Source organism: Celeribacter neptunius (assembly GCF_900113955.1).
GTDB lineage: Bacteria > Pseudomonadota > Alphaproteobacteria > Rhodobacterales > Rhodobacteraceae > Celeribacter > Celeribacter neptunius.
Genome location: NZ_FORH01000005.1, coordinates 305,164 through 327,105, shown reverse-complemented (window position 1 = coordinate 327,105; position 21,942 = coordinate 305,164). Strand labels below are relative to the sequence as shown.

The window sequence follows — 21,942 nt, the reverse complement described above, 5'->3', positions numbered from 1 at the left end:
TGCGCATATAAACGCGCTTGTGTTGGATCATGGCTGGTCTGGCCGCTGCGGCCTAGGATGCAGTTGGTTCAGGGAATGAAACCCCGGAATTGAGAGGATGGGACATGATTGTCGGATTGCTTTTCATCTCTACACTCGCCGCCGCACTGGCCACGGCCTTCGGGATTGCTCTGGGCATGCCCGTCTGGCTTGGGCTGATCACCTTTCCCGCCGTCGGCTCTGCCACATTGCTTGTGTCCGCCGCCGCGATCTACATCCTGCGCAGCCCGGCGTCGCCACCCGAGGCCAACGGCTCCGACATGTCCCGCGAGGACCATGTGACGGCCTGAGCCGTTGCACCCTCCAATAGATCAAACACCGCCAAGCCCCGCTCAGCGGGGCTTTTTCATGCCTGAAAGCTGCGCCAAACGAGTTGCACCAGATGAACTGCGCCAGGTGAGCTGCGCGCTTCGCCGGATCAGCCCCTCTGCTGGTCGAGATAACATTCCGCCATGGCTTTGGCGGTGCGGGCAAAGCTCGGATCGCGCGCATGTTGCGCCGCGACGATGGCGCCATCGAACAAGACCGCGATCGAGCGCGCGGTCTCGGTCACATCCGGGGCCTTCATTTCCATCGCCTGGGCTTTCAGCCAGGTCAGCAGATGCTGCTTGTGCAGATCGGCAGCCTTGCGCACTGCATCATTGCCGGTGTCGAATTCCGCCACCGCATTGATGAAGGGACAGCCGTAAAACCCGGGATCGGCAAACCAGTCCTCAAGAATATCGAAGACCGCGAGGATACGATTGCGTGCCGGGCCCTTGACCTCGGAAAGCCGACCAAAGAACCAGCCGCGCCAGGTTTCGCCCTCCGCCTCGAGCACCGCGGCGATCAGCTCTTCCTTCGATTTGAAGTGATGATAGAGCGTGGCTTTCGCCGTGCCCGCCCGGGTCAGGATCGTATCGATGCCGGTGGCCGCAAATCCGTGATTGCAGAACAGGTGCGAGGCCGCCGACATGATCTTGTCGCGGGCATTCTTCGGCGGGATCGCGGCAAAGCTCCAGCCCGATCCGTCCAGCGGGCAAAACTCCTGCACATTGTCTTCCATTGCTTGCACTCCCGCAGTCCTCATTCACGTCATCAATACCTTGGCCCGAGCCGCCCACGCCGTTCTTGCGGGGCGCCTTCACACCACTACGTCCGACCGGGTCAGGATCTATCCTCTCCAAAAGGAATCGACCTCCCCGTCGGGCTTCAGAATCTGAGTCACATATATATACCCAAAAAACAAGACCGTTCTGTCTATAGTTTTCGAGATGCAGATTCTCGGCGACAGGGCCCAGCTCAGGCCTGCCCGCGGCCCATCCAAAATCCGGATTCGCGGCAAATCTCACCGCCTTTCGCCCGGATACGGGCAGTCTACCTCAAATTTTGCTGAATATTTGGACGCAAATATAAGTTTTGTCATTTTGGACATTTGCCCATTGCCCGACCATTGACGGATCGCGCCCCATGTCGCTCGATAAGACAGAACGGTTTGTACAGTTCGATAATTTCAACCCGGAGCGAGAAGAGATGTCCGTGACCAGAATGAAAGATCAGACCCCTTCCCCGACGCCTCACAACGGCGCTGCGCCGCGGGTTCTCTCGGGGGCGCATGTGGCGGTGAAAGGGCTGAGCCATTCCTATCGCAAGGCCGATGGCCACGTGCTCGAAAACATCGATTTCGAGATCCATCAAGGCGAGGTTATCGCGCTTTTGGGCCGCTCGGGCTGTGGCAAATCCACGCTCCTGCATATGCTCGCCGGGTTGACCCACCCCTCCGAGGGCGAGGTGGTGATCAATGGCAATGTCATCGAACATCCGTCACCGAAATGGGTGATGATGTTTCAGGCGCCGTCGCTCTACCCGTGGATGAGCGTGGCGCAGAATGCCGGCCTCGGGCTGAAATTCACCCGCCGCAGCCATGAGATCGGCAAACGCGTGCCCGAGGTACTCGAACTCGTCGATCTCGCAGCTTTCGCCACCCGCAATGCCCAGGAGCTTTCCGGCGGCCAGCAACAACGCGTCGCTCTGGCCCGCTCGCTGGCGCCGCGGCCCGAGATGCTCCTGCTCGACGAACCGTTTTCCGCGCTCGACGCCTTTACCCGCCGCGCCTTGCAGCAGGACGTACGCAAGATCGCCAAGGATCTCGGCCTGACGCTGGTGATCGTCTCTCATGACGTCGGCGAAGCCGTGCGTATGGCCGATCGGGTGCTGGTGCTGCAAGCCAACCCGGGCCGGATCGCCGAGGATATCGAGATCCCCCTGTCCGACGAGGACCGCAGCGGCGGCAGCGAGGCTTTCAGCCGGGAACACGCCCGGTTGATGAGCATCTATTCCCGCGTCGCCGATCAGGACGACGCGCCGGTCGAAAACGATTTCACCCAGCTTTGACAGAACAAGAACCAACAGGGACCTGCCATGACTGACACTCACAAGAAGACCTGCGGCCACGGCCATCACGACCTCCACGCCAATCTTCATGGCGCTTGCTGTGGCGGCGAAACCGACTTTGATGCCGGGCGCCGCTCGACGCTCGATCTTCTCGCCAAGGGCGGTCTGGCCGCAATGCTGGGCGGATTGCCCTCGCTCCTGCCGCGCGCGGCGCAGGCCGCGGACGACGATGTGTTGCGCATCGGTTATCTGCCAATCACCGACGCCACGCCGCTGCTGGTCGCCCATGCCATGGGCTATTTCGAAGAAGAAGGCATCAAGGCCGAGAAACCGACCCTGATCCGCGGCTGGTCGCCGCTGATCGAAGGCTTCGCCGCCGGCAAGTTCAACCTCGTGCATTTCCTGAAACCGATCCCGGTCTGGATGCGCTACAGCAACAATTTCCCGGTCAAGGTCATGGCCTGGGCCCATACCAACGGCTCGGCGCTGGTGGTCGGACGTCACACCGATATCGAGAATTTCGCCGGTCTCGGCGGCAAACAGGTGGCGGTGCCCTTCTGGTATTCGATGCACAACATCGTGCTGCAATATGCGCTGCGCGCCAATGGCATCAAAGCCGTGATCAAACCGCAGGGCGAGCCGATCGCCGCCGATGAATGCAACCTTCAGGTTCTGCCGCCGCCGGAAATGCCCGCCGCCTTGGCCGCCAAGAAGATCGACGCCTATATCGTCGCCGAGCCGTTCAATGCGCTTGGCGAACTCAAGGCCGGCGCCCGGATGCTGCGTTTCACCGGCGACATCTGGAAAAACCACCCCTGCTGCGTCGTGTGCATGAACGAGGAAACCACGGCGGCGAAACCCGAGTGGACCCAGGGCGTGATGAACGCGGTTGTGCGCGCCTCGATCTATGCCTCGCAAAACAAGGAAGAAGTGGCGGAGCTCCTGTCCAAGGATGGTGCCGGCTACCTGCCCGCCCCGGCGCCCGTCGTGAAACGCGCCATGACGCTCTACGAGCAGGACGCGGAGTATATCGCGACCGGCGCAATCAAGAACCAGGCGGAATACAAGAACGGCCGGATCGATTTCCAGCCCTGGCCCTATCCGTCGGCAACCAAGCTCATCGTCGAGGCGATGAACGAAACGGTGGTTTCGGGCGAGACCACCTTCCTCGACGGGCTCGACCCGGAATTCGTGGCCAATGACCTCGTCGATTACGACTTCGTCAAATCAGCACTCGAGAAATACCCCGAATGGAAGGCCGATCCCTCGGTGGCCACTGGCGGTGACCCCTACACCCGTGAGGAGATCTTCAAACTATGAGCGATGCACCCCAGTTTTCCGGCCAGCTTTCGACCCGCGGGTCGGGCATGAGCTTTTCCCTGCCAAATCTGGGCCGGTTCCGCGGCCTGATGAACGCGGGCCTCGGCATCGCCCTGTTGCTGGCGGCATGGTGGGTCGGCGGCTGGGTCGTGCAAAACAGCGACGATCTCTATGCGTTTGCCGATTTCGCCCCGGCGCCGACACTCTCGCGGCTCTGGCAGATGATCGGTGACGGCGAGGTGATCGCCATGTCCGGGCCGTCGCTCGGCCGGGTCGGCATGGGGCTGGTCTATGCCATCGCCATCGGCGTGCCGGTGGGGATCATGATCGGTCGGATGAAACGTCTCAACGAGGTCACCAATGTGCCGTTCCAGTTCCTGCGGATGATCTCGCCGCTGTCCTGGATGCCGATCGCGGTCATGGCCTTTGACAGCTGGGACGGGGCGATCGTGTTTCTGATCTCCATGGCGGCGATCTGGCCGATCCTGTTCTCCACCGCCGGTGGCGTGCGCCGGATCGATCCCGCCTGGCTCAAGGTGGCGCGCAACCTTGGCGCCAACCCGCTGCACATGCTGTTCTCCGTGATCCTGCCGGCCATCGCCGTGGACATCCTCTCGGGCATTCGCCTCGCTCTTGGGGTGGCCTGGGTGGTCTTGGTGCCTGCCGAATATCTCGGCGTCACCTCCGGGCTTGGCTACGCGATCAACGATGCGCGGGACACGCTCGAATACGACCGGCTGGCCGCCACGGTGGTGGTGATCGGGGTGATCGGTTTCGCCCTCGACGCCCTCGCCGGCCAGCTCATCCGCAAATTCAACTGGGTGCGCTCAGACGGGCACTGAGGCCCTGCGCTCCCGAACCTCTCAACCCACCAGACGAAAGGAATTCTTATGTCTGACTCCGCAACCGCCCCGGCAACGGCCCTCACCGGCTGCCTTGCGCCGGACACCGACGGCCTGGACCCGATCTCGAAAGAGGGGCTCGAGGCGCTCATCGCCTCCGGCAAGGCCGATCCGAAAGCCGTCAAAACGCTGAAATGCAAAACCGTTGCCGAAGGCCGGTTCCGTCACGCCAACTACATCCGTGACCTGCAACCCTACATCGTGGACGAGCCGCCGGGGCTTCTGGGCGACGACACCGCGCCAAACCCGTCGGAGGCCTCGCTGGCCGCTCTGGGCTCCTGCGTCGCCGTCGGTCTGCACGCCAATGCCGTGGCCCGTGGCATCAAAGTTCAGAAGCTCGAGCTCGAGCTCGAAGGCGATCTGAACATCACCGCCGTCTGGGGCACGGGGGACGTGTCCGAAAAACCGGTGGGCTTCACCGATGTGCGCATCGTGGTCGACATGGAGGGCGACTGCCCGAAAGAAGAGATCGACGCGCTGGTGCAGCATGTCATCCAATGGTCGCCGGTGTTCAACACCTTCTCGCGCCCGGTGAACATGGTCGCAGAAACCAAATAAGCCCAAACACTCCCTTTTGGCGGGGCCGGCACTGCTACGCGCACGGTTTCGGCCCCGCCTTCCCCCACACACCAATTCAGGAGATATGAGATGAACGTCGCAACGTCGCTCACAGGTTTTGATTTCGACGAAATCGACCGAATTTCCCGCGAAGACCTCGCCGCCATCGTCAACAAGATCGATGACGAGCGGATCTACGCAGAAGACATCATGCGCGCATATGGCAAGGCGGGCGCTTATGGCACCCATGTCGGCGGTCTCGACGGCAATGTCGATCTGAGCTCTGCCGTGCTGTCCATGGCCCGCACCTCCGAGGAGTGCCTTTCGACCGGCTTCTGCGTCTGGTGTCAGGACACGCTGGCCTGGTATATTTCCTCCTCGGACAATGAGTTTCTAAAGACCGAGATCCTGCCCAAGGTCGTGAAAGGTGACGCGCTCGGCGGCACCGGCATGTCGAACCCGATGAAAGCCATGGGCGAGATCGAAAAGATGCGCCTCAAAGGCACCAAGGTCGAGGGCGGCTATACCGTCAAAGGCCTCCTGCCCTGGGTCTCCAACCTGGTGGACGACGGCTATTTCGGCACCATGTTCCATGTCGATGTCGAAGGCGAAGAGACCCCGAAACGCGTCATGGCGATTTTCCACGCCGGCTGGGAGGGGATCAAGCTCAAGCTCGACCACGAATTCGTCGCCATGGGCGGCACCGCGACCTGCAATGTGCAATGCCGTGACGTCTTCGTCCCCGATGAATATATCCTCGGCGATCCGGCGATGGATTTCGTCAAACGCATCCGCCCCGGCTTCACCATCCTGCAATGCGGCATGGCCGCTGGCATCATCAAGAATTGCATCGATCTGATCAAACAGGTCGAAGCGCCGCTGGGCCATGTGAACCAGTATCTCGACAAGCAGGCCTCCGATCTCGAAGCGGAATATGACGCGCTGGTCGGCGAGGTGCTCGAGCTTTGCAAAACGCCCTACGATCTGTCGGACGACTTCTACATCCGCGTGCTCAAGGCCCGTCTCGCCGGTGGCGAACTGGCGATGGAGGCCGCCCATTGGGCCCAGCTCCATATGGGGGCGCGCGGCTATGTCACCCATGGCGCCGCCCAGCGCCGCCTGCGCGAGGCCTATTTCGTCGGCATCGTGACCCCGGCGACCAAGCATCTCAAGATGCTGATCGCCCAGATGGAAAGCTGAATTTCCCCTCGGGGGAGAGATGCCTCTCCCCCGCAATAACCAAAAACTGACGACATGACTTGAAACGGAACCAACAAAGGGAGCCGAGTGATGGACTCTGCGCTGATTACGCCAACTGAATTGAAAACGCTCGCCGAGGCCGATCTGGCCGTCATCATCGACACGCGCGATCCGGAAAGCTTTGCCGCCGGGCATATTCCGGGCGCGGTGAACATGCATGACATCTTCACCTTCCTCGCCACGTCGGATGCCTCCGGCATGGCGGCGCTGAAGGAAAAATTCGCCGCCGAATTCGGTGCCGCCGGTCTCGACGGCGCAAAAACCGCGGTGATCTACGAGGCCGCAATGGACGGCGGTTTCGGCCAGTCCTGCCGTGGCTTCTACCTTTTGTCCTTCCTGGGCTATCCGAAGGTCAAAGTGCTGCACGGCGGCTATGCCGCTTGGGCCGCCGATGATTTCCCGGTCTCCACGGCTGCGGTCGCCCCGACACCCGCCAGCTTCGAAATCGATGCGGCCGCGGGCGCGATCATGATGGATGTCGAGGACATGAAGGCCGCGATCGAGGACCCCGCCGCCGTGATCCTCGACGTGCGCGACATCGACGAATGGATCGCCACTTCGTCCTCGCCCTATGGCGTCGACTTCTGCCCGCGCAAGGGCCGCATCCCCGGCGCCGTCTGGATCGAATGGTACCGGATGATGAAACCCTCCGCCCATGGCAAGATGATGAAATCCAAGGAAGAAGTGCTCGCCGAATGCGCCACGGTCGGGATCACCCCGGACACGCCGGTGAAGCTCTACTGCTTCAAGGGTGCGCGCGCCTCGAACACCTTCCTCGCGCTCAAGGAAGCCGGGATCAAGGATGTCGCGATCTATTTCGGCTCCTGGAACGAATGGTCGCGCGACATGTCGCTGCCGATCGAAGAAGGCCTGCCATTCGGCGCCTGAGCCTAGCCCTCACATACCAAGCATCTGAACATACGGAGAAATACAGATGACCACCCGTGCAGAACTCACCGAGAAAATCGTCGCGCACAAGACCTATCACGGCAAGAAATGGGTCGATGTCGCCGCCGCCGTCGGCCAGTCCAAGGAATGGACCACCGCAGCGCTTCTGGGCCAGCTCTCGCTGTCCAAGGAACAGATCGCTGCCGCCTCCGGTGCCTTGGATCTCGAATTTTCCGAAGAGGAAATCGCGCTCCTGATGACCCCGCCCTATCGTGGCTCGCTGCCGACCGCGGTCCCGACCGATCCGCTGATCTATCGGTTCTACGAGATCACCAATGTCTTCGGCTCGACCATCAAGGCGCTGATCGAAGAGGAATTCGGCGACGGCATCATGTCGGCGATCGATTTCACCATGGATATCGAGCGCAGCAAGGACCCGAAAGGCGACCGGGTGAAAGTCACGCTCGACGGCAAGTTCCTGCCCTACAAAATGTACTGATCCGGACGGGCGCGGGATCTTCTCGCGCCCTCATTCCATCTGCAAGACCGCCTGATGAGGTTCTCATGACACATATCGCCGTGATCGGCGCCGGCCAGGCCGGCTCCGCGCTTGCCGCCAAGCTTCGCGCCCTGGGCTTCGATGGCCAGCTGACGCTCATCGGGTCGGAACCCGTACCGCCCTATCAGCGCCCGCCGCTGTCGAAAAAATACATGTCGGGCGAGATGCAGCTCGACCGGCTCTTCCTGCGCCCGGAAAGCTTCTACGAAGAGCATCAGATCACGCTCCTGACCGGCACCCGGGTCATCGGCATCGCTCCCGACACGATGACGCTCGCCATGGAGAACGGGCCGGAGATCTCGGTCGATCAGATCGCGCTGACCACAGGCGCCGATCCGATCTGCCTGCCGCCTGCCATGGGCGGCGGCGCGCCTGGTATTTACACGATGCGCAGCCTCCGGGACGCCGATGCCATGGCGCATGAGTTCACTCCCGGCCGGCATGTGCTGATCGTGGGCGGTGGCTATATCGGGCTCGAAGCCGCCGCCGTGGCCGCCACCAAAGGCTTGCAGGTCACGCTGGTCGAGATGGCGCCGCGCATCCTCGCCCGTGTCGCCGCCGAGGAGACCTCCGACTGGGTGCGCGCACTGCATCGCGCACATGGCGTCGATATTCGCGAGGGCTGTGGCCTCGACAGCCTCACCAGGCCCAACCTGACCACGTTCAGCGCTGGGCTCAGCGACGGCAGCATGCTCGAGGTGGATTTCGTGATCTGTGGCATCGGCGTGCGCCCCGCTACGGCGCTGGCCGAGATGGCCGGGCTCGAGATCGACAACGGCATCAAGGTGGACGCATTCGGTCAGAGCTCGCGTCCGTTGATTTTTGCCGCCGGCGATTGCGCCTCTTTCCCGTGGAAAGGCACGCGCATCCGGCTCGAAAGCGTGCCCAACGCCATCGATCAGGCCGAGGCCACGGCGGCCAGCATGCTCGGTCAGGGCGCGCCCTATGTGGCCAGGCCGTGGTTCTGGTCGGATCAGTTCGACGTCAAGCTGCAGATCGCCGGGCTCAACAGCGGGTATGATCGCGTGATCACCCGCCCCGGCGAAAAGCCCGGCACCCAGAGCCATTGGTATTTCGCCGGCGACAGGCTTCTGGCGGTCGACGCGATGAACGATCCGCGCGCCTATATGATGAGCAAACGCCTCATCGAGGCCGGCAAATCGCCCAGAACCGATGCCGTCGCCGACCCGCAGGTGCCGCTCAAATCCCTGCCACTCGTCGAAGACGCTGCGGCCTGACACCCTTTGCAAGCCATCCCTCAGGACACCCCATGATCAAAGCCATTTTCACGGCGCCCGGCGGCACCACGATCGAAACCGACGCCCGCGACGGGCTCTCGCTGATGGAGGCCGCGCGTCTGGCCAATGTGCCCGGCATTCTCGCGGAATGCGGCGGCGCCTGCAGCTGCTCGACCTGCCATGTCTATGTCGATCGCGATTGGATCGGCAAATTGCCGGAAAAGGACGAGATGGAGACCGATCTGCTGGATTTCGCCGATGAGGTCGACGAGGCAACCTCGCGCCTGTCCTGCCAGATCAAGCTCAGCCCCGAGCTTGACGGCATCCGCGTTACCGTCCCCACCCGACAGGGCTAAACGACCAGGGCCGCAACGAAGGTCCGCAACGGTCAGCCCTTCTCAGCAACGCGCCGGCCTCAGCCGGCGCGGCTTTCTGTGCATCCGGACGCCGGCGCCGACGCGCCAGAAGAAACACAGCCACGCAGGAGCTGTGCCAGACATCATGGGTATTGGGGTGAAAATGGTGCTGCTGGAGGGCATTGAATGCCACAATATATAGAAATCAGCCTCTATCAAACATTATCGCAGCCTCTTGAATACTTTGTGTTTAGAGCCTTATATCCAATCAAGCCCCATCACCCGAAATCACGCCATACTACATCTAGTAGGGGGACCAAAGCGGGGACTGGGATATTGAGCCGCAAAGGTGGACCGGAATATGAGGACCAGAAATCGACTGAGCGCAAAGGGAGCCGCATCGCTAGGCGCGGGTAAGTTTGCCGATGGGGCGGGCCTGTGGCTTTACAAGCAAGAGCGTGAGCGCGGGAAATGGGTGTTCCGTGTCACTGTGCATGGAAAGCGCCGCGAAATGGGCCTTGGGGCCTTTCCTGACGTATCCCTTGCCGATGCCCGCAAGAAAGCCGATGACGCCCGCGCCATGGCGCAAGACGGGCTGGACCCAATCAAGGAACGCGAAAAGGCCAGACGCAAGGCAGAGCGCAACATGCACTTGCTCAATGACATTGCCTTGGATGCCTTCGAGGCACGCAAGGCCGAACTCAAGGGCGATGGAAAGGCGGGCCGCTGGTTTAGCCCTCTGGAAATCCACGTCCTTCCCCGCCTTGGCAAAATGCCCGTGGCCGAGATTGACCAGATTGATATTCGCGACACGCTGGCCCCGATCTGGCACGACAAGGCCCATACGGCAAAGAAGGCCCTAAACCGCCTAAGCCTGTGCCTGAAACATGCCGCCGCGCTGGGCCTTGAGGTTGATCTGCAAGCCCCGGAGAAAGCCCGCGCCCTTCTCGGCAAACAACGCCATGAGACAAAGAACATTCCCGCGATGCCATGGCCGGAGGTTCCTGCCTTTTACAAATCCCTGAATGACGGGACCGTAACGCACCTTGCCTTGCGGCTGCTCATTCTGACCGGATTGCGTTCTGCCGCGATCCGCTTTGCCCGTCTGGATGAAATCGAGGGTGATGTTTGGACCGTCCCCGCCGAGCGCGTCAAAGGCCGCGTGGGGGCAACTCAGCCTTTTCGGGTCCCTCTATCTGGTGAAGCCCTCGCCGTGATTGAACAAGCCAAGCGCCACGCCCGCGACGGGTTCCTGTTTCCGAGTGTGCGCAAGGGCGTCATCTCGGGCGCGACCATGAGCCGCCACATGGAACGGCTGGGCATGGAATACCGCCCACATGGGTTCCGGTCATCGTTTCGCGACTGGATTGCCGAATCCACGAACACGCCGCACGATGTGGCGGAGACCGCAATCGGGCATACCGTGGGCGGGGCTGTTGAACGCGCTTACAAGCGCACGGATTTTCTGGAACAACGCCGGGCGCTGCATGAGCGTTGGGCGGGATATTTGACCGCGAAGGCGGATAATGTGGTGAGGATTGGATAATTGTCAGATTCGTGGGGGACATGGGGCTATGGCGTAGGGCTTTCACAAGAGGACTTGTGGAGACTATCGGATAGTCTTTCGGTAATTGACGCAGCCATATTGATTACTGGCAACAACCCGGAAGAAAAATCGGCAGACTACGACGATTATGGCGATGCCATAGGCCAGTCACAGCGTCGAGACTATGCTGGCTATGAGGCCGTATTTAAGGCACTTCGAGCTGCAATACTCTCTAACAAGCTGAGAGCAGATGTGCGCCACTCAATGCGAGGCACTCGTTACGGTACAGATACCGATTACGATGGGGTTCCATATGAAATCGTCCAAATGCCCCATGAAGAACAATTGTCATACGAATATTTAATTGCGCGGCAAGAAACATCAGACAACGGACGGCACCCGCTAAATTACGGTGGCAAAACACGCTTAAATTTCAGTGTTGATGATATTCGTCAGGATAGATTTTTCTATATCCATAAAGAACCAAACTGGGAGCAAACACTTATTGCCGTGGACGACCTGAAAGACTGGCTATCAGAGCGCGGCATTCATCCCCCGTTCTTTTTCCCTCAAGGCAAATCCGAAGGCTTTCGGGACAAAAACCATCCGCGCTATGCGCCTAAATTGGCAACCGCTGTGGCGGCGTGGGAGGCAGTTACTACAGCCTCAGCAAACGCAAGTGTGAAACAAACACTTGCAACATGGATACAAAGCAACGGCGTAAAATACGGGCTAGGGGATGAAAAGGAGATTGTTTCTGCGACCGCCGCCGATGAAGTTGCCAAAATTGCAAACTGGAATCTAAAAGGTGGAGCTAACCCTACCGCAGTTAACGAGGACCTACCCAAAGACGAAAAGCGCGAACCCATAGAGAACTATAAATTTGGCTATCCCGAATATAAAAAGGATGATGATAGCGCCTATGACGAAGGGGGAGAAATACCCTTCTAGGCAAGTTGCCCAAACCCACCCCATAGTTATTAGCGCAATGTTATTAAAGATTTTTTTCCAAGATTTGATGACTTTTGTCTCCCACGCGCCATTAGAAACCCGGCGACATTCTCGGTAATCCAAGGATATATTTTCTTTACCTGCCCGCCTATTTGTTTGCGTTTCGTTCTCGCACTCTCTCAGCCAATGTTAAACCAAACACAGGCTGAGAAATGACCATCACCGACCCCCTCTTGAAAGCCCGCGAAGCCGCTGCGCTTCTCGGCATTTCCGAACCGACCTTCTGGCGTCACGTGGGCAAAGGCACCTTGCCGAAGCCCGTCAAGCTGGGCGCATCGTCTCGCTGGCCGCAGTCGGAACTTCTCGAAGTGATTGAAAAGGCAAAGGCAGACCGCAACGCCGCCTAACGAAACCGCCACCCTTGGGCATGAGGGCGGCGGCGGTATTCGTTTGCGGCTGTATGGATAGCCCAAACATAGCCCCCAGCGCCCCGGCTCGCAAGAATTGAGGCCGAGCAATGGCACAGAAGAAATGGGGACCACACCCCTACCAAATCACCGACAAGACCGGGGACCGCCGCACAGTCATCTTGAATGGCCGTGTGCGCTGGGCAATCGAGGAATTGCGCAAGGCGGGCCGCACCGGGCGCGAAGCCTTGGGGCCACGTTGGGCCGCGTATATCTTTGACGCAATCCACGTTCACGGCATTCCGATCCGCGACGAATGGGAAAAGCACGAAGGCGAACACCCCGGACGCCACAAGCGTTGGTGGCTTGATTGTGAAATCCACCCTGTCGCTCTGACGGAAGGAGGTGAAGCATGATCCACCCCGCCCGACTGACCGCGCATCGCATCGCCTATCTGGCGCATAAATGGGGCGTGACGCCCGACACCGCCGCCATGCTGGCCGCTCTGATTTTCGGGGAGGGCTGCGCATGACAGATGCAAAGACCATCACACACGCAAATGCCGCGTCCATCGTCTTGGGGAACTATTGGCGCGGCATTCACGGAACATATCGGGACAATATGAAGTGCTCCCGACTTTGTAGAAAAGCTTACCCTGCGTCAACATTTTTCCGGGATGCTCTCTCCAATTGCATCACGCCACTTTCAGACATGAAGGGGAGCTTGCAATGAGCGCGGATGCAAAGACCCTAACCGTTGCGTTGAATGGCGTCTGGCATGGCTCTTACGGGCTATGCCGCTGTCCGGCACATGGCGACCGTAACCCGTCCCTGAGCCTCAAAAACGGGAATGACGGGCGCTTGCTGGCGCATTGCCATACCGGGTGCAGCTTCACCGACATTCTGGATGCCTTGCGCGGCATGGGATTGATCGAAGGCAACGGAACCGTGCCACGCATGGACCCTGCCGAGATTGCCCGCCGCGAAGCCGAGGCCAAGGCCCAAGCCGAGAAGAAGGCCCGCCAAGCCTCCGCGCTCTGGAAAGAGGCCGTGCCGATCTGTGGCACCTTGGCCGAAACCTACCTCAGAGGGCGCGGCATTACCTGCGACTTGCCCGACACGCTGCGTTTTCACCCCGAAGCATGGCACCCGACCGCCAAGCGGTTTCCGGCGATGTTGGCGCGTGTGCATGGAGGGCAAGGTTTTGCTGTGCATCGCACCTATTTGGCAACAACAAAAGGCGGCTCAAAAAAAGCGAGTGTGACACCGGACAAAGCCATGCTGGGAGCCGTCAAAGGCGGCGCTGTGCGGCTTACTGAGGCACAGGGGCCGCTTGTGGCGGCAGAGGGCATAGAAACCGCCCTGAGCCTCGCCTGTGGCCTTCTGCGCACCCCTGCGACCATCTGGGCCGCTCTCAGCGCGTCCGGCATTCGAGGGTTGAGCCTTCCCGCCAAGCCGCACCGCCTGACCATCGCCACGGATAGCGACGACAACGGCGCGGGAAAAGCGGCGGGCCTCGCCCTTGCCGAACGCGCCACATCTCTTGGCTGGACTGTCTCGCTTTTGCCCGCGCCAGACGGGCGCGACTGGAACGATATTCTTTGCATGAAAGGGGCCGAAGCATGAACGCGCCCACAAACACACCCGTGACACCGATTCCTTTCAATGCCGAAGGGCCGCAGCCGCTCTTGCGTGAAATCCCGAAGGGGGAGCCGTATCCTGTTGAGGCTCTGGGGCCGCTCAGGGAGGCCGTGGAAGCCGTTGCCGACATTACCCAAGCCCCTGTGGGTCTGGCCGCGCAATCCGCGCTCTCTGTGGCGTCTCTGGCCGTGCAAGGGCTGGCCGATGTGGAAACCTTGGGCGGGGATGCCCCTTGCTCTCTGTTCTGCCTCACCATCGCAGAAAGCGGGGAGCGGAAAAGCACATGCGACCGCCTCTTGATGAAGGGTGTTCGGGACTTCGAGGCCGAGCAGGAAACCGAATATCGCGAAGAATATGAGGCTTTCGAGGTTGCCCATAAGATCTGGACCGAGAAGCGAAAGCGCCTGATTTCTGAGGCCGCCGGAGCAAAGCGGGAAAAGGCAACCGCCGCCGAAGCCGATTTGCGAGCGATGGGACCAGAGCCGCGCCCGCCGCTCTTTCCAAAACTGACCGCGATGGACCCGACCTTTGAAGGGCTGATGAAACTTTACGGTATCGGACGCCCTGCGCTGGGCCTGTTCTCGGATGAGGCGGGCGGATTTATCGGGGGCCACGCCATGAACTCTGACAACCGCCTGAAAACCATGGCGGGCCTGTCGAACCTGTGGAACGGGGAACCGATCGACCGCACCCGTGCCGGGGATGGAGCCAAGACCTATCGGGGCCGGAGGCTGGCCGCACACCTCATGGTGCAGCCTATCGCCGCCGCGCCCCTTCTTTCTGACCCGGAGGCACGGGGCCAAGGCTTTCTCGCACGCTTCCTGATGACCGAGCCGCCCAGCGCGATTGGCACACGATTGCGCCGGGACCACGCCCCGCACAGCCGATCTAAAGTAGAGGCATTTAGAAACTGCGCCTTGGACATTCTGGCGATGGATTTGCCGACCGATGCCCACCCGCAAGAACTGACACCGAAGCGGCTCACCCTCTCACCCGCAGCCCGTGAATTGCTATTCCGGTTTCACGATGCTGTAGAAGCCTCTCAGGGCCGTGGCGGGGAGTTTGAAACCGTCCGGGCCTATGCGAGCAAGTCAGTTGAACAAGCCGCTAGAATTGCAGGAGTATTCGCGCTTTGGGCGGACCCTCTGGCCGATCTGATAACGCCGGAGAACATGGCGCACGGGATTAGCCTGTCTCAATTCTATCTTGGGGAAGCCAAGCGCCTTTCGGATGCCGGAGCCATTACCGCAGACACCGCGAAAGCCGAGGAGCTGCGTCTCTGGCTTGTCGAGAAATGGACGCACAGCGAAATCATGCCGCGTGAGATTGTCCAATTCGGGCCGAACCCTCTGAGGGAAAGCAAGGCGGCAAGGGCAGCTCTGGCCGTTCTCGAAAAGCACGGCTGGCTTACCCGCCTTCCTGAAGGTGTCGAGGTGAGAGGAGCGACCCGCAAAGAAGCCTATCAAATCGTGAGGCCGCAGCATGTTCTTTGATGTGAAAGCCAATCTGGCAGAGGTTCTAAAACAAGAGGCTACCCCTGCTACACCCGCTACATCCGCTACACAGGGGACCAATGTAGCAAGTGTAGCGGATGTAGCAGGGGGACACCCTGAAATTCAGAAAACCGAAAGCCCGCCCCGCGCCGTTGTTTCCGCAGCCGATCCGCACGACACCGCCCAACCTGCACGGCTCTCTGTGGGAGGCTCACCCTGCACATGGACAGGCAAGGTTGTCTCACTTGAGGAATGGAAGCGCCTGACCGACTGGGAGCGCCACGGGCCAAACGGGCGGCACTGGAACGCGCTTTCTCGGAAATGGGAGTATCCCGCATGACCGGAACCGAACTCGCAGCAATCCGCAAGGCTGCTGGCCTTTCACAAACCGAACTCGCCCAGCGCGTCGGGATTGGTCGCCATGCTGTCAGCTATTGGGAGAACAAGCCGGATGTGGATTTACACGCTCATGCGGTGAGCCAAATGGCGCGGGTTCTGCCCCTGCCTGAGCCACCAAGCTATTCACGCGAAAGCGCGTCATGGGATGAAAGCTACGCCGAACGCTTGCGGGAGAGGGACCGCCAACACCGCGCCCGCCTCATGGCTCAATATGCCGCCGTAATGGAACGCGCCCGCGCAAGGGCCGAAGCCATGGCCGCAACGCGCCGTGTGACCTGTGGCGCAAAGACCCGCAAGGGGACGCCGTGCCGGATGAAATCAGAGCCGGGAAAACGCCGCTGCAAATTCCATGGCGGCAAAAGCACGGGGGCCAGAACGCCAGAGGGTATAGAGCGTATCAGAGAGGCACAGAGAAGGCGCTGGGCAAGGTGGCGGGCAGAGAGAGACGCCGAGCGCGACTGAGGCCCTTGCCGCAAAGAGGTTGATAAAACATGACATTGCCAAGCCTTGTGCGCGTCATGGGCTGTTAGGGCGTCTCTTGGAAAACAATGAAGATATTCAAGCTGCCCTGCCGCTTTGGAGCGCAATACCCGCGCGCGTGGGGAGAGGGGGGCTATCAAATCTCTGAAAGCCTGCCCTGAGAACTGGCGCTGTTCCGTGAATTTTTCATGCGGACGAAATCAAGACAGTTTTCTTGAGGCCACGGAGAGCGGGCAATGTTGCGCTTTCTCGGACCAATACGCGCCCGCGTGGGGATGGGCTGTTAGACTTGCCGCCAACCACCCTAAGATTACCCTAATGCGCTCGGCGGGCCTGATGGGCTGTTACTCTGGCTTATTCGGCGGCGTGGATTACGGGCGCAGCGGTAAGGCGCAACCCCATGGCGGACAGCACTTTGAGCACAGTGGAAAGCTCAGGGTTTCCCTTGTCGCTGAGGGCTTTGTATAGGCTTTCACGGGAAAGCCCTGCATCTTCTGCAATTTGCTTCATACCTTTTGCGCGTGCCACAACGCCCAGCGCGTCCGCGATGAAGGCAGAGTCGCCCGTTTCGAGAGCGTCAGAGAGGTAATCCGCAATAGCCTCGTCATTGTCGAGGTATTCGGCGGGGTCAAAGAGTGTGGTTTCAAGTGCCATTTCTAACCCTTCCATTCCTGCGCAAGTGCTTTTGCGTTCTCTATATCCGCTTGCTGGCGCTTTTTGGTTCCGCCACAGAGAAGCACAACAACAACCTTGCCGCGCTGGATGAAGTAAACACGGTATCCCGCGCCTTCATCTATGCGCATTTCACTAACGCCAGCCCCCACGGGCTTCACATCCCCCATGTTTCCAAAAGCCATACGGCGCACACGGGTGGCAATCTTCTGTTTGGCACGGGCATCTTTCAAACCCGTTAACCAGTCGTGAAACTCATTGGTTTGGCGAATTTCAATCATGCTGTCATGTAGCCTGTAGGATACACCATTTCAAGGGGAATGACACAGCATGAAGCCGCGCGATATGCCCCGCCCAGCGCGGGGTTTTCCATTTGCGCTTTCCTGAAGGCAGGAAAGAGAGGACAACCCAGCCTGTAAATCGCTGTATTAACAGAGCCAAGTGCAGGGTTTGCGCTGTCTCAAAGCGCCCAGACCCCCACCCCCTATTTTCTCAAAAGATATTGCACACGGAGGGGAGCGCGGTTTTCCAGATCGAAAAGCCCCGGAGACTGACCTACCCCCTACCTCTGCAACCCGTTCAATGCCACGTCACAGAAAAATTCGAGACTGCAAGCAAACGCCCAAAAGGGGACTAATAGGGGGACTGGCGCACAAGTCATCCGCATAAGCACATGATTTTTATGGATAATTTGATTTTAAGTGGTGCTGCTGGAGAGAATTGAACTCTCGACCTCTCCCTTACCAAGGGAGTGCTCTACCTCTGAGCTACAGCAGCGCCGCGGTGCGGTGGTGAGCGGTGTCACCGTCGCCGTGGGCGGCTAATTAGACGTGATCGCGGCGCGGTGCAAGCGCATTTTCGAGAAAAATTTCACCTCGGCCAAAGTTTCTTTCCCCGAGCCCTCCGCCCGTCATCTTTCCGTTGCCGCATAATCGCGTGAAACCCCAGCACGGCTTGGCTCCACGGCTGAACTCTCAGGCTGGACGCCAAGACTGGGCGCTAAGACTGGACTGGGCGCGGCGCTTTGGCTACACGGAGCTTTATGGACAACAAGACCGATCCCAACCGGAAATCTGCGAAACCCGCCCCCAAAAGCCGAGATGATCGGCTGAAAGCCGCGCTGAAGGCCAATCTTCAGCGTCGCAAGGCGCAGGCGCGCGCCCGCAGTGCTTCGGACAAGGGGGTCGCAGAGGACGAGTGAGGCGAGCATATGGATTCGATTCTGGTACGGGGCAACGGGCCTCTCAATGGCGACATCGAGATCGCGGGGGCCAAGAACGCCTGCCTGGCGCTGATGCCGGCGACGCTTCTGTCGGATGAACCGCTGACGCTGACCAATGCGCCGCGGCTCTCGGACATCAAGACGATGACCGCGCTTCTCGCCTCTCTGGGCGCCGAAGTCACCGCGCTGCAGGACGGCAAGGTGCAGGCCATGTCCTGCCATGGCGAGATCAACCCGGTGGCGGATTACGAGATCGTGCGCAAGATGCGCGCCTCGAATCTGGTGCTCGGCCCGCTTTTGGCGCGTCTCGGCCATGCGGTGGTGTCGCTGCCGGGCGGCTGCGCCATCGGCGCCCGCCCGATGGATCTGCACACCACCGCGCTCGAGGCCTTGGGCGCCGAGATCAGCCTCAAGGACGGCTACCTGCACGCCAAGGCCGCAGGTGGTCTCAAGGGCGCGGTGCACAAGATGCGCTTTCCTTCCGTGGGCGCGACCGAGAATTTCGTCATGGCGGCCTCGCTCGCCAAAGGCACATCCGTGCTGGAGAACGCCGCGCGCGAGCCGGAGATCGTCGATCTCTGCGACTGTCTCAACAAGATGGGCGCCCAGATCGAAGGCGCCGGCACCTCGCGGATCGAAATTCAGGGCGTCGACCGGCTGCATGGCGCCACCCACCCGGTGGTCACCGACCGGATCGAGCTTGGCACCTTCATGCTGGCGCCGGCGATCTGCGGCGGCGAGGTCACTTGTCTCGGGGGCAAGCTGTCGCTGGTCGAAAGCTTTGTCGCCAAGCTCGAAGAGGCCGGGATCTCGGTCGAGGAAAACGCCCGAGGCCTGACGGTGTCGCGCAAGGGCGACCGGGTGAAAGCGGTGGATGTAACCACCGAACCCTTCCCCGGCTTCCCCACCGATCTGCAGGCCCAGATGATGGCGCTTCTGTGCACCGCCGAGGGCACCTCCGTTCTGGAAGAGACCATTTTCGAGAACCGCTTCATGCATGCGCCGGAGCTCATTCGCATGGGCGCGGATATCGAGGTGCATGGTGGCCACGCCAAGGTCCACGGCGTCGAAAAGCTCAAGGGCGCACCGGTGATGGCGACCGATCTGCGCGCCTCGGTGTCGCTCATCCTCGCAGGTCTTGCCGCCGAGGGCGAAACCGTGGTGTCGCGGGTCTATCACCTCGACCGCGGCTATGAGTTCATCGAGAAGAAACTCTCCGGCATCGGCGCGCAAATCGAAAGGATCCAATCCTGATGGTGGAAGATGCAAAGTTCGAAGACGGCGGCGAACGCCCGGTCTATCTCAAAGCGCTCGACAGCGACGATCTGACCGTGATTTCGGCGCTCTGTCAGGATGCCGTGGTGCCGATGGGTGAAATATCCTATGACACGAGCCGGCGCCGCTTTGCGCTTCTGATCAACCGCTTCCGCTGGGAAGATGTCGAAGCCGCCGAACGCCGCCAGCGTCCGGTCGAACGGGTGCAGGCCGTGCTGGTGTTCGACGATGTGCTGGCGGCGCGCTCCTCGGGTGTGCCGGCGGACGACAAGGAGATGATCCTGTCGCTTCTCGCCCTCACGTTCACCCCCACGCAGGACGGCATGGGCCAGATCGAGATCACGCTCGCCGGCGACGGCGCGATCGCGCTCGAGGTCGAGACCTTGGATGCGACCCTGAAAGACGTCACCCGCCCCTATGTGGCGCCGTCGCATCACGTCCCGAGCCACGACGACTGACGAAGGCGCCCGAGGCCTCAGGCAATTTCCCGTTGCAAATTGCGCGGAGCGACTGGCGCTTGAGACCTGCGCTTAGCCGCGCTATGTCGGTCTCATCAAGGAGACCGACATGCCCCATTTCCTGTCCACCACGGATGCCGATTTCGAGACCCGCTTTGCTGCGCTTTTGACGATGAAGCGTGAGGACAGCCCGGATGTCGACGACGCGGTGGCCGCGATCATCGCGGATGTGCGCAACCGCGGCGACGCGGCGGTGCTGGAGCTGACGGCGAAGTTCGACCGGATGGAGCTCACCTCTGAGGCGCTGCGGTTCTCGGATGCCGAAATCGACGCACTCTGTGCCGAGGTGTCCAATGCGGACCGCGTCGCCCTCGAATTGGCCGCCGAGCGCATCCGCGCCTATCACGTGCGTCAGATGCCCGAGGACCAGATGTGGACCGATCCCGATGGCGCCACCCTCGGCTGGCGCTGGACGCCGGTGTCTGCCGCCGGGCTTTACGTGCCGGGCGGTCTCGCCTCCTACCCGTCCTCCGTGTTGATGAACGCCATTCCGGCCAAGGTCGCAGGTGTGCCACGTCTTGCCATCACCGTGCCGACCCCCGACGGCATCGCGAACCCGCTGGTCCTGATGGCGGCGCGGATCGCCGGCGTCGATGAGATCTACCGTGTCGGCGGGGCGCAGGCTGTGGCCGCGCTGGCCTATGGCACCGAGAGCATCGCCCCCGTCGACAAGATCACCGGCCCGGGCAATGCCTTTGTCGCCGCCGCCAAACGCCGGGTCTTCGGCAAGGTCGGCATCGACATGATTGCCGGCCCCTCCGAGATCCTTGTGATCGCCGACAAGCACAACGATCCGGACTGGATCGCCGTCGATCTGATGAGCCAGGCCGAACATGACGAGAGCGCGCAGTCGATTCTGATCACCGATGACGCCGCCTTTGGGCAGGCCGTGGCAGACGCCGTCGAAAAACGCCTCGAAACCCTCGAACGCCGCGCCATTGCCGGCAAGTCCTGGGAAGAGTTCGGCGTGGTGATCACCGCGCGCGATCTCGACGAAGCCGCCGCCCTGTCGGACCGTTTCGCCCCCGAGCACCTCGAGCTCTGCGTCACGGAGCCGGAGGCGCTCTCCGCCAAGGTGCAGCATGCCGGCGCGATTTTCATCGGCGCCTGGACACCCGAGGCGATCGGCGACTATGTCGGTGGGCCGAACCACGTCTTGCCCACCGCCCGCTCGGCGCGGTTTTCCTCGGGCTTGTCGGTTTTGGACTTCCTCAAACGCACGACCTTGGCCAAGATGTCTCCAGAGGCGCTCAAGGCCATCGGCCCGGCGGCGGAACGTCTGGCGAAATCCGAAAGCCTCGAAGCGCATGGTCTCTCCGTGCGTGCCCGGCTCGACCGGTTGAACGAGGCCACTGGCGAGGACATGTGATGAGCAAACTGGTTTCCGTCACCATCGACGAGAAGGGCCTCGCGCCACCGACGCCCGAGATCGAACAGGAGCGCAAGGTCGCGATCTTCGACCTGCTCGAAGACAACAGTTTCACCCTGCCCGCCCGCGATGACCGCGATGTTCCAAACGGACCATTCAAACTCGGCCTGGCGATCCGTGAGCGGCGTTTGGTATTCGATTTGTCTACGGAAAAGGATGAGAAGGCCGCCGAGTTTCACCTTTCGCTCGGGCCGTTCCGGCAGGTGGTGAAAGACTATTTCCAGATCTGCGAGAGCTATTTCGACGCGGTGAAGAAAATGCCGCCCAGCCAGATCGAAGCCATCGACATGGCCCGCCGCGGCATCCACAACGAGGGCGCACGGGTGCTGCAGGAACGGCTCGAAGGCAAGGCCGAGGTCGATATCGACACCGCGCGGCGCCTGTTCACCCTGATCTGCGTCTTGCACTGGGGGTGAC

The 21,942-nt window shown here is 60.9% G+C and carries 25 protein-coding genes and 1 tRNA gene; 22 read left to right on the top strand and 4 right to left on the bottom strand.

Features of this window, described 5'->3' with window-relative positions; translation table 11 throughout:
• Positions 1-104: 104 nt before the first annotated feature.
• The gene (locus tag BM151_RS14445) at positions 105-329 is read left to right on the top strand and encodes a hypothetical protein (protein ID WP_090061428.1); all 225 of its coding nucleotides are present in this window, start codon (positions 105-107) and stop codon (positions 327-329) included.
• A 128-nt stretch (positions 330-457) separates the two neighbouring features.
• On the opposite strand, the gene BM151_RS14440 is transcribed toward BM151_RS14445, so the two are convergent.
• Entirely contained in the window at positions 458-1,084 is a 627-nt protein-coding gene (locus BM151_RS14440; RefSeq protein WP_177213157.1) for a TetR/AcrR family transcriptional regulator, read from the bottom strand.
• A 482-nt stretch (positions 1,085-1,566) separates the two neighbouring features.
• On the opposite strand from BM151_RS14440, the gene BM151_RS14435 reads away from it, so the two are divergent.
• From BM151_RS14435 to BM151_RS14365, 16 genes are all read left to right on the top strand, one after another.
• Positions 1,567-2,412, top strand: coding sequence for an ABC transporter ATP-binding protein (locus BM151_RS14435; protein ID WP_090061463.1), 846 nt, complete (start codon positions 1,567-1,569; stop codon positions 2,410-2,412).
• Positions 2,413-2,439: 27 nt separating this feature from the next.
• Positions 2,440-3,732 (top strand): ABC transporter substrate-binding protein, encoded by a 1,293-nt coding sequence (locus tag BM151_RS14430; RefSeq protein WP_090061426.1) that lies wholly within the window; start codon positions 2,440-2,442, stop codon positions 3,730-3,732.
• The gene (locus tag BM151_RS14425) at positions 3,729-4,574 is read left to right on the top strand and encodes an ABC transporter permease (protein ID WP_090061425.1); all 846 of its coding nucleotides are present in this window, start codon (positions 3,729-3,731) and stop codon (positions 4,572-4,574) included. The genes BM151_RS14430 and BM151_RS14425 overlap by 4 nt, the downstream gene beginning before the upstream one ends.
• Positions 4,575-4,622: 48 nt before the next feature.
• Positions 4,623-5,192 (top strand): OsmC family protein, encoded by a 570-nt coding sequence (locus BM151_RS14420; protein WP_218151373.1) that lies wholly within the window; start codon positions 4,623-4,625, stop codon positions 5,190-5,192.
• Positions 5,193-5,282: 90 nt separating this feature from the next.
• Entirely contained in the window at positions 5,283-6,392 is a 1,110-nt protein-coding gene (locus BM151_RS14415; RefSeq protein WP_090061424.1) for an acyl-CoA dehydrogenase family protein, read from the top strand.
• 90 nt (positions 6,393-6,482) lie between these two features.
• Entirely contained in the window at positions 6,483-7,340 is an 858-nt protein-coding gene (locus BM151_RS14410) for a sulfurtransferase (RefSeq protein ID WP_090061423.1), read from the top strand.
• A 46-nt stretch (positions 7,341-7,386) separates the two neighbouring features.
• Positions 7,387-7,839, top strand: coding sequence for a cyanase (cynS, locus tag BM151_RS14405; protein WP_090061422.1), 453 nt, complete (start codon positions 7,387-7,389; stop codon positions 7,837-7,839).
• Between the two features lie 65 nt (positions 7,840-7,904).
• Entirely contained in the window at positions 7,905-9,137 is a 1,233-nt protein-coding gene (locus BM151_RS14400) for an NAD(P)/FAD-dependent oxidoreductase (protein WP_090061421.1), read from the top strand.
• Positions 9,138-9,169: 32 nt separating this feature from the next.
• Positions 9,170-9,493: a 2Fe-2S iron-sulfur cluster-binding protein gene (locus BM151_RS14395; protein ID WP_090061420.1), complete on the top strand. Its 324-nt coding sequence runs from the start codon at positions 9,170-9,172 to the stop codon at positions 9,491-9,493.
• A 361-nt stretch (positions 9,494-9,854) separates the two neighbouring features.
• On the top strand, positions 9,855-11,039 hold the full coding sequence (locus tag BM151_RS14390) for a tyrosine-type recombinase/integrase (RefSeq protein ID WP_090061419.1): 1,185 nt from the start codon (positions 9,855-9,857) through the stop codon (positions 11,037-11,039).
• Positions 11,040-11,990 carry a hypothetical protein gene (locus BM151_RS21485; protein ID WP_143093113.1) on the top strand — a complete coding sequence of 317 codons (951 nt, stop codon included), beginning with the start codon at positions 11,040-11,042 and terminating at the stop codon, positions 11,988-11,990.
• Positions 11,991-12,202: 212 nt separating this feature from the next.
• Positions 12,203-12,397: a helix-turn-helix transcriptional regulator gene (locus BM151_RS14385; protein ID WP_090061418.1), complete on the top strand. Its 195-nt coding sequence runs from the start codon at positions 12,203-12,205 to the stop codon at positions 12,395-12,397.
• A 110-nt stretch (positions 12,398-12,507) separates the two neighbouring features.
• Positions 12,508-12,813 carry a winged helix domain-containing protein gene (locus tag BM151_RS14380; protein WP_090061417.1) on the top strand — a complete coding sequence of 102 codons (306 nt, stop codon included), beginning with the start codon at positions 12,508-12,510 and terminating at the stop codon, positions 12,811-12,813.
• A gap of 312 nt (positions 12,814-13,125) precedes the next feature.
• On the top strand, positions 13,126-14,022 hold the full coding sequence (locus tag BM151_RS14375; protein WP_090061416.1) for a DUF7146 domain-containing protein: 897 nt from the start codon (positions 13,126-13,128) through the stop codon (positions 14,020-14,022).
• Positions 14,019-15,530, top strand: a complete 1,512-nt coding sequence (locus BM151_RS14370) for a YfjI family protein (protein ID WP_090061415.1) — start codon at positions 14,019-14,021, stop codon at positions 15,528-15,530. Before BM151_RS14375 ends, BM151_RS14370 begins: the two co-directional genes overlap by 4 nt.
• 336 nt (positions 15,531-15,866) lie before the next feature.
• The gene (locus BM151_RS14365; RefSeq protein WP_177213156.1) at positions 15,867-16,391 is read left to right on the top strand and encodes a helix-turn-helix domain-containing protein; all 525 of its coding nucleotides are present in this window, start codon (positions 15,867-15,869) and stop codon (positions 16,389-16,391) included.
• A gap of 372 nt (positions 16,392-16,763) precedes the next feature.
• Here BM151_RS14365 and BM151_RS14360 read toward each other — a convergent pair whose 3' ends face one another.
• From BM151_RS14360 to BM151_RS14350, 3 genes are all read right to left on the bottom strand, one after another.
• Positions 16,764-17,063 (bottom strand): addiction module antidote protein, encoded by a 300-nt coding sequence (locus BM151_RS14360; protein WP_090061413.1) that lies wholly within the window; start codon positions 17,061-17,063, stop codon positions 16,764-16,766.
• Positions 17,064-17,065: 2 nt separating this feature from the next.
• The gene (locus BM151_RS14355) at positions 17,066-17,362 is read right to left on the bottom strand and encodes a type II toxin-antitoxin system RelE/ParE family toxin (protein ID WP_090061412.1); all 297 of its coding nucleotides are present in this window, start codon (positions 17,360-17,362) and stop codon (positions 17,066-17,068) included.
• Between the two features lie 421 nt (positions 17,363-17,783).
• Positions 17,784-17,858 (bottom strand) — tRNA-Thr (locus BM151_RS14350).
• 265 nt (positions 17,859-18,123) lie between these two features.
• Here BM151_RS14350 and BM151_RS21670 point away from each other — a divergent pair.
• The 5 genes from BM151_RS21670 to BM151_RS14330 all read left to right on the top strand — a co-directional run bounded on the left by BM151_RS21670 (position 18,124) and on the right by BM151_RS14330 (position 21,941).
• Positions 18,124-18,282, top strand: coding sequence for a hypothetical protein (locus tag BM151_RS21670; RefSeq protein ID WP_177213155.1), 159 nt, complete (start codon positions 18,124-18,126; stop codon positions 18,280-18,282).
• Between the two features lie 9 nt (positions 18,283-18,291).
• On the top strand, positions 18,292-19,557 hold the full coding sequence (gene murA, locus BM151_RS14345; protein ID WP_090061411.1) for a UDP-N-acetylglucosamine 1-carboxyvinyltransferase: 1,266 nt from the start codon (positions 18,292-18,294) through the stop codon (positions 19,555-19,557).
• Positions 19,557-20,036, top strand: coding sequence for a DUF2948 family protein (locus BM151_RS14340; protein ID WP_177213154.1), 480 nt, complete (start codon positions 19,557-19,559; stop codon positions 20,034-20,036). Before murA ends, BM151_RS14340 begins: the two co-directional genes overlap by 1 nt.
• A gap of 109 nt (positions 20,037-20,145) precedes the next feature.
• Positions 20,146-21,465, top strand: coding sequence for a histidinol dehydrogenase (hisD, locus tag BM151_RS14335; protein WP_090061410.1), 1,320 nt, complete (start codon positions 20,146-20,148; stop codon positions 21,463-21,465).
• Positions 21,465-21,941, top strand: a complete 477-nt coding sequence (locus BM151_RS14330) for a UPF0262 family protein (protein ID WP_090061409.1) — start codon at positions 21,465-21,467, stop codon at positions 21,939-21,941. Before hisD ends, BM151_RS14330 begins: the two co-directional genes overlap by 1 nt.
• Position 21,942 lies beyond the last annotated feature (1 nt).

Bases quoted from the DNA above. Each gene is read 5' to 3' on its own strand.
- BM151_RS14445 (WP_090061428.1), top strand. From the start codon at position 105: ATGATTGTCGGATTGCTTTTCATCTCTACACTCGCCGCCGCACTGGCC.
- BM151_RS14440 (WP_177213157.1), bottom strand. From the start codon at position 1,084: ATGGAAGACAATGTGCAGGAGTTTTGCCCGCTGGACGGATCGGGCTGG.
- BM151_RS14435 (WP_090061463.1), top strand. From the start codon at position 1,567: ATGAAAGATCAGACCCCTTCCCCGACGCCTCACAACGGCGCTGCGCCG.
- BM151_RS14430 (WP_090061426.1), top strand. From the start codon at position 2,440: ATGACTGACACTCACAAGAAGACCTGCGGCCACGGCCATCACGACCTC.
- BM151_RS14425 (WP_090061425.1), top strand. From the start codon at position 3,729: ATGAGCGATGCACCCCAGTTTTCCGGCCAGCTTTCGACCCGCGGGTCG.
- BM151_RS14420 (WP_218151373.1), top strand. From the start codon at position 4,623: ATGTCTGACTCCGCAACCGCCCCGGCAACGGCCCTCACCGGCTGCCTT.
- BM151_RS14415 (WP_090061424.1), top strand. From the start codon at position 5,283: ATGAACGTCGCAACGTCGCTCACAGGTTTTGATTTCGACGAAATCGAC.
- BM151_RS14410 (WP_090061423.1), top strand. From the start codon at position 6,483: ATGGACTCTGCGCTGATTACGCCAACTGAATTGAAAACGCTCGCCGAG.
- cynS (WP_090061422.1), top strand. From the start codon at position 7,387: ATGACCACCCGTGCAGAACTCACCGAGAAAATCGTCGCGCACAAGACC.
- BM151_RS14400 (WP_090061421.1), top strand. From the start codon at position 7,905: ATGACACATATCGCCGTGATCGGCGCCGGCCAGGCCGGCTCCGCGCTT.
- BM151_RS14395 (WP_090061420.1), top strand. From the start codon at position 9,170: ATGATCAAAGCCATTTTCACGGCGCCCGGCGGCACCACGATCGAAACC.
- BM151_RS14390 (WP_090061419.1), top strand. From the start codon at position 9,855: ATGAGGACCAGAAATCGACTGAGCGCAAAGGGAGCCGCATCGCTAGGC.
- BM151_RS14385 (WP_090061418.1), top strand. From the start codon at position 12,203: ATGACCATCACCGACCCCCTCTTGAAAGCCCGCGAAGCCGCTGCGCTT.
- BM151_RS14380 (WP_090061417.1), top strand. From the start codon at position 12,508: ATGGCACAGAAGAAATGGGGACCACACCCCTACCAAATCACCGACAAG.
- BM151_RS14375 (WP_090061416.1), top strand. From the start codon at position 13,126: ATGAGCGCGGATGCAAAGACCCTAACCGTTGCGTTGAATGGCGTCTGG.
- BM151_RS14370 (WP_090061415.1), top strand. From the start codon at position 14,019: ATGAACGCGCCCACAAACACACCCGTGACACCGATTCCTTTCAATGCC.
- BM151_RS14365 (WP_177213156.1), top strand. From the start codon at position 15,867: ATGACCGGAACCGAACTCGCAGCAATCCGCAAGGCTGCTGGCCTTTCA.
- BM151_RS14360 (WP_090061413.1), bottom strand. From the start codon at position 17,063: ATGGCACTTGAAACCACACTCTTTGACCCCGCCGAATACCTCGACAAT.
- BM151_RS14355 (WP_090061412.1), bottom strand. From the start codon at position 17,362: ATGATTGAAATTCGCCAAACCAATGAGTTTCACGACTGGTTAACGGGT.
- BM151_RS21670 (WP_177213155.1), top strand. From the start codon at position 18,124: ATGGACAACAAGACCGATCCCAACCGGAAATCTGCGAAACCCGCCCCC.
- murA (WP_090061411.1), top strand. From the start codon at position 18,292: ATGGATTCGATTCTGGTACGGGGCAACGGGCCTCTCAATGGCGACATC.
- BM151_RS14340 (WP_177213154.1), top strand. From the start codon at position 19,557: ATGGTGGAAGATGCAAAGTTCGAAGACGGCGGCGAACGCCCGGTCTAT.
- hisD (WP_090061410.1), top strand. From the start codon at position 20,146: ATGCCCCATTTCCTGTCCACCACGGATGCCGATTTCGAGACCCGCTTT.
- BM151_RS14330 (WP_090061409.1), top strand. From the start codon at position 21,465: ATGAGCAAACTGGTTTCCGTCACCATCGACGAGAAGGGCCTCGCGCCA.